General features: G+C 59.6%; 7 protein-coding genes and 1 CRISPR repeat array. Of the genes, 6 read left to right on the forward strand and 1 reads right to left on the reverse strand.

Going from position 1 to position 12,150, the window contains the following annotated elements:
* Positions 1 to 94 precede the first annotated feature (94 nt).
* The 6 genes from cas5c to cas2 are packed head-to-tail and all read left to right on the forward strand — an operon-like array spanning position 95 to position 5,431.
* Positions 95 to 760, forward strand: coding sequence for a type I-C CRISPR-associated protein Cas5c (gene cas5c, locus HMPREF1023_RS00480; RefSeq protein WP_009304157.1), 666 nt, complete (start codon positions 95 to 97; stop codon positions 758 to 760).
* The gene (cas8c, locus tag HMPREF1023_RS00485; protein WP_009304158.1) at positions 757 to 2,541 is read left to right on the forward strand and encodes a type I-C CRISPR-associated protein Cas8c/Csd1; all 1,785 of its coding nucleotides are present in this window, start codon (positions 757 to 759) and stop codon (positions 2,539 to 2,541) included. The genes cas5c and cas8c overlap by 4 nt, the downstream gene beginning before the upstream one ends.
* Positions 2,542 to 2,543: 2 nt before the next feature.
* A complete protein-coding gene (cas7c, locus tag HMPREF1023_RS00490; RefSeq protein WP_009304159.1) occupies positions 2,544 to 3,437 on the forward strand; it encodes a type I-C CRISPR-associated protein Cas7/Csd2 in 894 nt (297 codons plus the stop codon).
* A gap of 2 nt (positions 3,438 to 3,439) precedes the next feature.
* On the forward strand, positions 3,440 to 4,102 hold the full coding sequence (gene cas4 / locus HMPREF1023_RS00495; RefSeq protein WP_009304160.1) for a CRISPR-associated protein Cas4: 663 nt from the start codon (positions 3,440 to 3,442) through the stop codon (positions 4,100 to 4,102).
* Complete coding sequence (cas1c, locus tag HMPREF1023_RS00500) at positions 4,099 to 5,130, forward strand: type I-C CRISPR-associated endonuclease Cas1c (protein WP_009304161.1); 1,032 nt, start codon at positions 4,099 to 4,101, stop codon at positions 5,128 to 5,130. Before cas4 ends, cas1c begins: the two co-directional genes overlap by 4 nt.
* A 1-nt stretch (position 5,131) precedes the next feature.
* Positions 5,132 to 5,431 carry a CRISPR-associated endonuclease Cas2 gene (gene cas2, locus HMPREF1023_RS00505; protein ID WP_009304162.1) on the forward strand — a complete coding sequence of 100 codons (300 nt, stop codon included), beginning with the start codon at positions 5,132 to 5,134 and terminating at the stop codon, positions 5,429 to 5,431.
* A 156-nt stretch (positions 5,432 to 5,587) separates the two neighbouring features.
* A CRISPR array of direct repeats spans positions 5,588 to 9,888; the repeat unit is 33 nt; unit sequence GTCACTCCCCGCATGGGGAGTGCGGGTTGAAAT.
* Positions 9,889 to 10,203: 315 nt separating this feature from the next.
* Here cas2 and ade read toward each other — a convergent pair.
* Positions 10,204 to 12,009: an adenine deaminase gene (ade, locus tag HMPREF1023_RS00510; protein WP_009304164.1), complete on the reverse strand. Its 1,806-nt coding sequence runs from the start codon at positions 12,007 to 12,009 to the stop codon at positions 10,204 to 10,206.
* Positions 12,010 to 12,150: the final 141 nt, after the last annotated feature.

Genomic DNA, 12,150 nt, shown 5'->3' on the forward strand with positions numbered 1-12,150 from the left:
TAAGCACCTTGATAATTTTATGAAATCAAGGATCTCGATCATCTGAAGAATCGAGCGGTAGAAAAGAGTAAAACGTACAGGAAGGAGGTGTCCTATGGCTTATGGCATTTGCGTCGAAGTATGGGGCGATCGAGCGCTCTTCACGCGTCCGGAACTTTCGGTGGAGCGCGTGTCGTACGACGCGATGACTCCCAGCGCTGCGAGAGGGCTGCTCGAGAGCATTTACTGGCATCCGGGCATGCGCTACACCATCGACCGTATCCATGTGCTCAATCCCATCCGATTCACGAACGTGCGCCGAAACGAGGTGAAATCGAAAGCGCTCGCCAGTACCATGCGCACGGCGGCGACAGGGGGAGGAAAGCTTCCCTATATCAATACGAAGGACGATATCCAGCAGAGGGCGTCACTCATCCTCATCGATGTTCGCTATGTTATAGAGGCTCATTTCGACCTCACCGACAAGGCCACGCCGGACGACAACGCTGGTAAATTCAAGGACATTATCAGGCGAAGGCTCGAACGTGGGCAGTGCTACTCGATGCCCTACTTCGGAACACGCGAGTTCCCGGCGCATTTCAAAGCATGCGAAGAGGTTCCGTCATCTTGCGGGTTCTATGCAGACGAAAGCGAACGTGACCTCGGCTTCATGTTGTACGACATGGACTACCGCGATCCGAAGAACATTGCCCCTATGTTCTTCCGCGCGGTCATGCGCAACGGGGTGATCGACGTGGCGGGAAGCGAGGTGTTTCGATGATCCTTCAAGCGCTGGTCGGCTTTTACGAGCAGCTCGCTAAAGAGCATCCTGAGAAGATCGCTCGGGTGGGGTGGTGCTCGCGTCAGGTGGCGTTCATGCTGGTGCTGTCGTCCGAGGGCGAACTGGTCAATGTTATTCCATCCGATGAGAAGCGCGGTTGGACGATGATGGTTCCCGAGCAGGTGAAGCGCACGGTGGGTGTGGCAGCGAACCTGTTATGCGACAACGCGACCTATCTGCTTGGCATCGATGCGAAGGGCAAGCCCGAACGCGCTCGGCAGTGCTTCGAAGCTGCGAGGGAGCGGCATCTCGCGTTCTTGCAGGGGGTTGGTTCTCCGTCTGCAGCGGCGATCCGCCGTTTCTTCGAAACGTGGAACCCTGAAGATGCGCTTTCCCGCGTGGCCGTTACGGATGCAGGGGAGGCTTTGCTCGCTGGAGGGAATCTCGTGTTCAGAGTGGACGGCAAGAACGCGCTGGACGATCCCGCCATCCGGTCGGCTTGGGAAAAGGCCTGCGAAAAGCCCTCGGAGGGCGCGGCTGTTATGACCTGTCTAGTATCGGGCAAACAAGCTCCTATTGCCCGGCTGCATCCCGCCATCAAGGGCGTTGTGGGCGCGCAGGCCATGGGTGCTTCGCTCGTCGGGTTCAACGCGCGAGCATTTGAATCCTACGGGCACGACGAAGAGCAGGGCCTTAACGCGCCGGTGAGCGAGTACGCGACGTTCGCTTATTCTACGGCGCTCAACTACCTGCTTTCAGATCGCAAGCACCATATGAGGATCGGCGATACGACAGTAGTGTACTGGGCTGACAAGCACGATCAGGCCTGCGTCGACATCATGTCCGATTTCTTGAATCCTCAAACAGGAGGTGGCGACGATAAAGACAACGAAAGCGGCAAAGGTGATCCCGATCGCGTCATAGACGCGGTTATGCAGAGACTTGCGCAAGGGCTTCCTATTGGGGAGGTCGATCCTGATGCCAACTTCTATGTGCTCGGACTTGCTCCGAACGCTGCTCGCTTGTCGGTTCGTTTCTTTCAGCGGGATACGTTCGGCGCCATGCTCGACAATTTGTACCAGCACTACGAGAGACTCGATATCGCGCGCGCTCCGTATGAGAAGAAGTACCTCGTGCCATACCGCTTACTGGTTGAAACCGAGAATCCGAATGCGAAGCAGCCGGCTGCCACATCGCTGCTTGGCGGTGCGCTCCTTCGCTCCATTTTGGGGAACCAGCGCTACCCGGAGGCTCTTTTCGAGCAGACGATCCTGCGCGTGCGAGCAACACAGGATAACGAGGAGCGGCGCACGCGCAAGGTGACGCGCGGTCGAGCAGCCATCATCAAGGCATACCTGATAAAAAACTGCAACCGAAGCGAGGAGGAGGTCACCGTGGGACTGAACGAAGAGCGTTCCGACGCTCCCTACGTGCTGGGAAGGTTGTTCTCGGTGCTCGAGAGCATTCAAGAAGCCGCAAGCCCCGGTTTGAATTCGACGATTAAGAACAAATACTACGATTCGGCGAGTGCCACTCCGAGCGTGATCTTCCCGATCGTGATCGGCTTGTGCGACAAGCACCTCACCAAGCTTTCGCGAGACAGCAAGGGGCTTGCCGTGCACTACGAGAAGATGCGCGGGGAGCTTCTCGGCAAGTTGGACGCGTTTCCCAAACGGCTCTCGCTTGAGGAACAGGGCGATTTCATCTTGGGATACTACCATCAAAACCAAAAGCGCTTTGAAAAGCGCGATGCTGAATCCGACCAGATCCAGGAGGCATAGCCATGAGCAATCCTATCAAGAACCGTTACGATTTCGTTGTCTACTTCGATGTCGAGAACGGCAACCCCAACGGTGACCCGGATGCTGGCAATATGCCGCGCATCGACCCGGAAACCGGATACGGCATCGTCACGGACGTATGCCTGAAGCGCAAAGTGCGCAACTACGTCGAAACGGTGAAGGAGGACGATCCCGGTTTCGACATCTACGTGAAGGATGGCTCCATTCTCAACGTGAACGATGCTCGCGCGTTCGAAGCGCTTGGCATCGATGCGAAAGACATAAAGAAGCTCAAGAAGGATGATCCTGAGCTTGACGAGAAGATTCGCGACTTCATGTGCGCGACGTTCTACGACGTGCGCACGTTCGGCGCGGTGATGACGACGTTTGTGAAAAACTCGCTCAACTGCGGCCAGGTGCGAGGTCCGGTGCAGCTGACGTTCGCTCGAAGCGTCGACCCTATCATTCCTCAGGAGATCACCATCACGCGCGTAGCCAAGACCACCGAAGAACGCGCCGAAGCGAGCAACACCGAGATGGGCCGCAAGTACGTGGTTCCCTATGCGCTCTATCGCGGGGAGGGCTACGTTTCTGCGAACTTGGCGCGCAAATCGACGGGATTCTCGGAGGACGACCTCGCCCTTCTGTGGGATGCTATCGTCAACATGTTCGAGCACGATCATTCGGCTGCGCGCGGCAAGATGGCGGTTCGCGCGCTCGTGGTGTTCAAACATGACAGCGAGCTTGGCAATGCGCCGTCGTACAAGCTGTTCGACGCTGTTTCAACCCAGAAGAAAGCCGGCGTGGAGGCTCCGCGTTCCATCGACGACTACGAGGAGATCACCGTTGACGAGGGCGCCGTGCCCGAGGGGGTCACGGTTCTGAGGATGGTGTAGCGGTGTACGACGAGGACGAGTTCCTCGCGCTGTCCGGTATCCAGCACTTCGCGTTCTGCCGACGACAGTGGGCGCTCATCCATATCGAGCAAGCGTGGGCCGACAACGTGTTGACAGCCCAAGGCGAGCTCATGCACAAACGCGCCCATGATGAAGAGCTGCGCGAACGGCGAGGCGATACCCTCGTCGTTCGCGGCTTGTCGGTGCATTCGCGTGCGCTCGGCTTGTCAGGGAAGTGCGATGTCGTCGAATTCCATAAGGATACGCATGGCCATCCTCTCGCAGGAGAGGATGGCCTTTGGCGCGCCGTGCCGGTGGAGTACAAGCGTGGGTCGAGCAAGGCGAACGATGCCGACCGACTGCAATTGTGCGCACAGGCGTTGTGCTTGGAGGAGATGCTTGGGGCGGATGTGCCCATTGGGTTCCTCTACTACGGCGAAACGCGTTCGCGCGAAAAGGTGGAGTTCGACGAGTCGTTGCGCGCCTTGGTTGGCTCGATGGCGGAGGAGATGCATGCCTTGTATCGACGTCGTCATACGCCACGGGTGAAGCCTTTCTCGGCCTGTCGGTCGTGCTCGTTGAACGACCTCTGCCTGCCGCGCGCCATCAATCGGGCGACGGTCGGGGAGTATGTGGCCAAAAGGCTTTCCGAGGAGGAGCTATGAGGCATTTGCTCAACACGCTTTACGTGTTCACGGAAGACGCGTATCTCATGCTCGATGGGGAGAACGTGGTTGTACGTCGCGATGGCGCAGAGCTTGGACGAGTGCCGCTCCATACGCTCGAGGGCATCCTCTGCTTCTCGTACCGAGGTGCAAGTCCTGCCCTTATGGGTGCTTGCGTCGAACGGGGCGTTGGCTTGTCGTTCTTCGATCGGAAGGGTCGTTTCCTTGCAGGCGCATACGGCGAGCAGCGCGGAAACGTGCTGCTGCGAAAAACGCAGTATGCATGGTCTGAAGACACCGAAAAGAGCCTTGCTATCGCTCGGAATTTCATTGTGGGAAAGCTCTACAACGGTCGTTGGGTGCTCGAACGGGCGGTGCGCGACCATGGGTTGCGTATTGATACGGGATCGGTGAAGGCAACCAGCATGAGGCTTGACGGCTCACTTCGTAGTGCGGCCGAGTGTGAAACGATGGATTCCTTGCGAGGGATTGAGGGCGACGCGGCTGCAGAGTATTTCGGCGTGTTCGATGAGCTGGTGTTGCGAGATAGGGAGACGTTTCGTTTTACAGGTAGAGCGCGGCGTCCTCCGACTGATGCGATGAACGCTATGCTGTCTCTGTTCTACACGGTTCTGGCTTTCGATTGCGCGTCTGCGCTTGAGGGTGTTGGGCTTGATCCGTTCGTGGGTTTCATGCATGCGGATAGGCCTGGTCGACGCTCGCTTGCTTTGGACTTAATGGAGGAGCTGCGGCCGGTGTTCGTCGATCGGTTCGTGCTTTCCGCCGTGAACAACCGGGTGGTGAGTTCGAAGGATTTTGAAAAGCGGGAATCGGGTGAGGTTCGGTTGGGCGATGAAGGGAGACGGGCTTTGTTCGGCGCTTGGCAAGAGCGAAAGAAGGAGACGATCACCCATCCCTTTTTGAAGGAGAAGATCCCCCGGGGGCTTGTGCCGCATGTGCAGGCGCTGTTGCTCGCTCGTTGCTTGCGCGGCGATCTAGACGGCTACCCGCCGTTTCTATGGAAGTGAGATGGTTGGCATGCTGACAGTGATTACCTACGACGTGAATACCGAGGATCCGGCAGGCCGACGTCGCTTGCGAAAAGTGGCGCGACATTGCGTCAATTACGGTCAGCGTGTCCAGAACTCAGTGTTCGAATGCGTTGCCGATGCTGCGACGATGGTTCGTATCAAGAGCGAGCTCGTCGAGCTGATCGATCCGGAGAAAGATAGTTTGCGATTCTACAGTCTTGGAAGCAAATATGAGACGAAGATTGAGCATGTAGGTGCGAAGCCAACGTACGAAGCTGAAGGGTTCTTGGCATTGTAGGACCATGGTGCGAGCACGAAGCTCGCATATGACATACGTGAGGTTCGCACCAAATAGTGTGACATAAAGATGCCTGACGCGCTTGTTGCGTGTACCTTGTTTGTCTATTGGCGCTATATGTTGATCGAGGCAGTAAATTTTGCGCATAATATTGCGGTCACTCCCCGCATGGGGAGTGCGGGTTGAAATCATCTCCTTGCTTGAATGAGCGCCGAGAACCCCGTCACTCCCCGCATGGGGAGTGCGGGTTGAAATACCTTCGTCTTGTACGCCGTCGTCCACAAATGGGTCACTCCCCGCATGGGGAGTGCGGGTTGAAATACCGTGATAACGTCGGTGTCCGCGAAGGGGCGCGTCACTCCCCGCATGGGGAGTGCGGGTTGAAATAGCTCCAAAAGGTCTATCAGCTTAGACGAATGAGTCACTCCCCGCATGGGGAGTGCGGGTTGAAATAGCTCCCATCGCAGCTTGTAGCCCATCCTCCCGTGTCACTCCCCGCATGGGGAGTGCGGGTTGAAATATCACGCAGTCCGCAGACGGCGGCGAGACATGGGGTCACTCCCCGCATGGGGAGTGCGGGTTGAAATGTGAAGGGATACATCGACGCGCTCGACGTGAACGTCACTCCCCGCATGGGGAGTGCGGGTTGAAATACCTTCTGCTCCGCGTCAAGCCCCATGTTCTCAGTCACTCCCCGCATGGGGAGTGCGGGTTGAAATCTGAACTTCGCGGCCATGAGGGGAGCGCCCACGGTCACTCCCCGCATGGGGAGTGCGGGTTGAAATTGTTAAGGAGGTGAGCCGATGACCAAGGCTAAGTCACTCCCCGCATGGGGAGTGCGGGTTGAAATCTGAACGACTACGGGCTGCAAGACCTCGTGGGGCGTCACTCCCCGCATGGGGAGTGCGGGTTGAAATCCCTTTATTACAGGTACATAAACACCGACCGCGGTCACTCCCCGCATGGGGAGTGCGGGTTGAAATTACTCCGAAACGGAGTACATCCATGACACGGAGGTCACTCCCCGCATGGGGAGTGCGGGTTGAAATCGACACCTGCGCCTGAGTGTTTCCGATGGTAAGGTCACTCCCCGCATGGGGAGTGCGGGTTGAAATACGATCAGCCCGCCGTCTATCCGATGGCGCAGCGTCACTCCCCGCATGGGGAGTGCGGGTTGAAATCAGATGTCGCCGTTCATGGGCGCTTCAAGATCGGTCACTCCCCGCATGGGGAGTGCGGGTTGAAATCTCATAGTATGCGGGGCGCTGATGCGCGCCCCGGTCACTCCCCGCATGGGGAGTGCGGGTTGAAATCTCATTGGTGATCTCAATTCCAACCGGCACGAAGTCACTCCCCGCATGGGGAGTGCGGGTTGAAATTCCAGTATACAGAGCGTTGCGCAAGTTGTCCTGGGTCACTCCCCGCATGGGGAGTGCGGGTTGAAATCCGTGCTGCGCCCGCCCAATTCCATGAAAAGGCGTCACTCCCCGCATGGGGAGTGCGGGTTGAAATCAAAACCGAGAGGATGCTCATATCCGACGGCCGCGTCACTCCCCGCATGGGGAGTGCGGGTTGAAATAGGCCCTTAAAGCCCGCAATTACGACCTGTTGAGTCACTCCCCGCATGGGGAGTGCGGGTTGAAATACCTTGTAAAAGCCGTCGATGCGCGCGTACTCGGGTCACTCCCCGCATGGGGAGTGCGGGTTGAAATCACATAGTCACGCCATAATCATCGCGCGAGAGCGTCACTCCCCGCATGGGGAGTGCGGGTTGAAATTACTTAGTGTGTTATATGCGCCGCAAATACTATGTCACTCCCCGCATGGGGAGTGCGGGTTGAAATGGATACGCTCTCATGCATGCATACCCTGTGGCCGGTCACTCCCCGCATGGGGAGTGCGGGTTGAAATTTGTTGTCGCCGTTCCTCGCGGCAGCCACCTCGGCGTCACTCCCCGCATGGGGAGTGCGGGTTGAAATCGATGCCGACCACGACGATAGCGCCCATGATGGGTCACTCCCCGCATGGGGAGTGCGGGTTGAAATGGGCTGACGACCCAAAGAAAAGTCAGCGCCGCGTCACTCCCCGCATGGGGAGTGCGGGTTGAAATTACTATGTTTACAGTACCGAGGAGCTGAGGCCGTGTCACTCCCCGCATGGGGAGTGCGGGTTGAAATTTGCCGACGTGCTGGACGGCTACAACCGCACCCACGAGTCACTCCCCGCATGGGGAGTGCGGGTTGAAATAGCCTCTTTTCGCTCGTCGCGTTCGTCGAGCTGGTCACTCCCCGCATGGGGAGTGCGGGTTGAAATTAAACGAACTTGAACAGACGCATTTTGATAACCGTCACTCCCCGCATGGGGAGTGCGGGTTGAAATGAGTTCGTTACCGACACGATCGGCCTCATCGGGTCACTCCCCGCATGGGGAGTGCGGGTTGAAATGAGCTCGCCTGTGTACCCGTCGTTGGTGACGATGGTCACTCCCCGCATGGGGAGTGCGGGTTGAAATACGTTGCCCGGATCGAGCTTGAGCGCGCGCTCGAGTCACTCCCCGCATGGGGAGTGCGGGTTGAAATTCGACGACGGCCCTCACGTCGTCGATGGTGCGGCCGTCACTCCCCGCATGGGGAGTGCGGGTTGAAATTATCACATGGAGCGGACGAGGTTCTCCGCGCGAGGTCACTCCCCGCATGGGGAGTGCGGGTTGAAATATCTTGGGCGTGCCGGGAGCGGGCAAGAGCTTCAGTCACTCCCCGCATGGGGAGTGCGGGTTGAAATATGGCGAGTACTTGGACGTAGTTGACGGTCGCCGGTCACTCCCCGCATGGGGAGTGCGGGTTGAAATACGTATACGGGCTTCGCGCCGGTGCCGTTGACGTCCGTCACTCCCCGCATGGGGAGTGCGGGTTGAAATGACAACGCGATGGCCAAGGTATCGACCATCGCGGTCACTCCCCGCATGGGGAGTGCGGGTTGAAATGATCCGCTACGACAACGTAGGGGATCAGGCCGAGTCACTCCCCGCATGGGGAGTGCGGGTTGAAATAATGAATCGATCAAGCGCGCCAACGGCGAACTCACCGTCACTCCCCGCATGGGGAGTGCGGGTTGAAATGAAACCGTGCGCGACGGCGGAAGCAAGCTGGACGGTCACTCCCCGCATGGGGAGTGCGGGTTGAAATGGAGAAACATATAAAAAGGACGGTGTAATCTCGGTCACTCCCCGCATGGGGAGTGCGGGTTGAAATCAGTTGATGTCTTTTCGCAGGTCGATGGCGCACGCGTCACTCCCCGCATGGGGAGTGCGGGTTGAAATAAGCCGACGAATACGCCGGCGAACGCCATTCAGCGTCACTCCCCGCATGGGGAGTGCGGGTTGAAATAGGCCCTGTCGGCCCGGTCGGCCCTGTCGGCCCCGTCACTCCCCGCATGGGGAGTGCGGGTTGAAATATGTCGGCCTTGGTGAACTCGGACAGGTCGAAGCGTCACTCCCCGCATGGGGAGTGCGGGTTGAAATATGCTACTAGACGATTTTTTGTTCCGAAATTGGTCACTCCCCGCATGGGGAGTGCGGGTTGAAATGGGCTGACGACCCAAAGAAAAGTCAGCGCCGCGTCACTCCCCGCATGGGGAGTGCGGGTTGAAATTACTATGTTTACAGTACCGAGGAGCTGAGGCCGTGTCACTCCCCGCATGGGGAGTGCGGGTTGAAATAGCCTCTTTTCGCTCGTCGCGTTCGTCGAGCTGGTCACTCCCCGCATGGGGAGTGCGGGTTGAAATTAAACGAACTTGAACAGACGCATTTTGATAACCGTCACTCCCCGCATGGGGAGTGCGGGTTGAAATTGGCAGCCTCTCGCAGGGTCTCGGCTGGCTCAAGTCACTCCCCGCATGGGGAGTGCGGGTTGAAATGAAAAGCTGCACCGGCGTGCCGACCGTGATGCCGTTAGTCACTCCCCGCATGGGGAGTGCGGGTTGAAATGGCACTGACGTGAACGAAAGCGTCAAGGCTGCAAACGTCACTCCCCGCATGGGGAGTGCGGGTTGAAATCCCACCGCGATCACCCAGAACGTCGAGTACCTGGTCACTCCCCGCACGGGGAGTGCGGGTTGAAATATGTCGGGGAAAAGGCGCGAACCCATGTAGGCGGTCACTCCCCGCATGGGGAGTGCGGGTTGAAATCAGGTAGGCGTTGACGGCCTTGTCGTTGGCCTCGGCCAGTTACTCCCCGCATGGGGAGTGCGGGTTGAAATCTACGATGCCATGGCGTCCTATGCATTCACGGGGTCACTTCCCGCATGGGGAGTGCGGGTTGAAATGAGGAATATACGCGATTCGTTGAAACGGATGTAGATCACTTCCCGCATGGGGAGTGCGGGGTGAAATGGCACCGCGGTGTACTCCGTGCTCGAGAACGCGCGGGTCACTCCCCGCATGGGAGTGCGGGTTGAAACTGTTCGGGTTGGCTGGCAAGCTGAACGCTGACACGTCATCGTTCAGCTTGCGGGCGCGCGGGTTGAAGTCGCGCGCAGCTGTCGTGGTACGGCCGAGGCGTGGTCGGTCGTACCACTCGCGGGCGCGCGGGTAGAAGCAGGGTATCCGGGTTGAAATCGAGCAGCGTTTCGGCAGGTTCTGTCGCTCCCTAACGAAGGGGCGACCGATCCTTGCCGTCGCTTCCTATCGAGAACGCGGATTGATTCGCTGATTCCGAGTTTTGCTCGTCGGACGTCTGCGCCGAGTTGCGAAAGGCGCAGACGTCCTTCGGATCGCTACTCCACCACCAAATCAACGAACTCAAACGTCGTGCAGTCAACCAGGCCGCGGTTCGTCAGGCGCAGTTCGGGCAGGCATGCTAGCGGGATCAGGGCCATCGTCATGAACGGCGACGGCATGGTGCAGCCGATCTCGGCCCATGCGCCCTCCAAAGCATGTACCTTCTCGCTCATCGTTACGGCGTCGAGCGAGTCCATCAAACCGGCGATAGGAAGCTCCACCAACCCCAGGATCTCCCCGTCGGCGACCACCGCCATGCCGCCGCCGCAGGCGGCCAGCGTGTTCGCGGCCAGGGCCATGTCCTCGTCGTTCGTGCCCACCACCAGCAAATTGTGCGCGTCGTGCGCCACGGTGGACGCCATCGCGCCGCGCTTGATGCCGAAGCCCTTCACGAAGCCGCAGCCGCACGTGCCCGTCTCGTGATGGCGTTCGAACACGAACGTCTTCAGCACGTCCTGCTGAAGGTCGGACTCAAGCCGCCCGTCCACGACCGGCAGGTCCACATGCGCCTCGAACGTGCCGACCTTGGCGGGGATGATCTCGATCGCGCGCACCCGCACGGTTCCGTCGGCAACGCCTTCGGGTGCGGGCACCTCGAACGATGCGGGCGTCAGCTCGCGACCCAGGTGCATCGAGTGCGTAACCCAGTCGGGGAATTGGAACGGCGGCAGGTCGAACAGGGCGCGGCCGTCTTCCGCCACCACGTCGCCGTCGATCAGCACGCGGGTGACCCTCAGGTCCTCCAGATCGTCCAAGAACACGATGTCGGCGCACTTGCCCGGCGCGATGGAGCCCAGGTCGTGGTCCATCTGGAAGCACTGAGCGCAGTTGATGGTGACCATCTGGATGGCGGTCACCGCGTCGATCCCCAGCCCGACGGCCACCCGCACGATGTGGTCGAGGTGCCCGTCGGCCACCAGCGTGTGCGGGTGCGTGTCGTCGCTGACCAGCGTCGCGAAGCGCGTGTCGATGTCGTTCGCCAGCACGGCTTCGGCCAGCACCGGCAGGTCCTTCCATGCCGAGCCGTAGCGCAGCTGGGCGTACATGCCGAGGCGCATCTTCGCCAACACGTCCTCGGGGCGCGTTGACTCGTGGCAGCAGCGCACGCCCGAGGCGATGTAGGCGTTCAGGCCCCGGTCGGTCTCGGGCATGGAGTAATGGCCGGTCACGATCTTGCCTGCCTCCAGCGTGGCACCCACTTCGCCATGCGCGTGGTCCGTGCTTCCTAGGATGCCCGGGAAGTTCATCATCTCGCCGAGCCCCACGACGCTCGGCCATGCCATCGTCTCGGCCACGTCGTCCGGGCCGATGGACGAACCGGTGTCCTCGAAGCCGGGCACGGCGGGCACGCACGACGGGGTGGTGATCATCGTCTTGAGCGGCGTGCGCCGCGCGTCCTCCTCCATCACCTTCACGCCGTCGAGGCCTAGCACGTTGCAGATCTCGTGCGGGTCCATGTAGATGCCCGTGGTGCCGTGCGGCACGACGGCGCGCGCGTATTCGCCCACGCCCATCATGGACGATTCCACGTGGATGTGCCCGTCGAGGAACCCTGGCGCGATGTACTGCCCCTTCGCATCGATGACCTGCGTGTCCTCGCCGATGCAGTGGTCTGCCCGGCCGAGGTAGGCGATGCGGCCCTCGGCGATGGCCACGTCCACGTCCTCCTGGATCTCGGCCGTGCACACGTTCACGAGCTTCGCGCCCTTGATCACCGTCTCGGCGGGCGCGAGCCCCTGGGCGACGGCGGACAGGGTTTTCGAGCATTCCCACAGCGGCTTCTTGCAGAACTTGTTGATCATGCCTCGCTCCTTCGATGAACGGCGCCGTCTCTTCGGCGCAGGGTCGATACGGTCATTATCTGCCTTGCTCAAGCTGCCGTCCACGATCCCTTTCTAGACTTCAAGCGGAATGCGCAAACGTTCTGTTGCGTCCGCGCTGAC

The sequence above is a fragment of the Eggerthella sp. 1_3_56FAA genome (assembly GCF_000185625.1).
In the GTDB taxonomy this organism is placed as follows: domain Bacteria; phylum Actinomycetota; class Coriobacteriia; order Coriobacteriales; family Eggerthellaceae; genus Eggerthella; species Eggerthella lenta.

Excerpts from the sequence above, each read along its gene's own strand:
- cas5c (WP_009304157.1), top strand. The coding sequence starts at position 95 with ATGGCTTATGGCATTTGCGTCGAAGTATGGGGCGATCGAGCGCTCTTC.
- cas8c (WP_009304158.1), top strand. The coding sequence starts at position 757 with ATGATCCTTCAAGCGCTGGTCGGCTTTTACGAGCAGCTCGCTAAAGAG.
- cas7c (WP_009304159.1), top strand. The coding sequence starts at position 2,544 with ATGAGCAATCCTATCAAGAACCGTTACGATTTCGTTGTCTACTTCGAT.
- cas1c (WP_009304161.1), top strand. The coding sequence starts at position 4,099 with ATGAGGCATTTGCTCAACACGCTTTACGTGTTCACGGAAGACGCGTAT.
- cas2 (WP_009304162.1), top strand. The coding sequence starts at position 5,132 with ATGGTTGGCATGCTGACAGTGATTACCTACGACGTGAATACCGAGGAT.
- ade (WP_009304164.1), bottom strand. The coding sequence starts at position 12,009 with ATGATCAACAAGTTCTGCAAGAAGCCGCTGTGGGAATGCTCGAAAACC.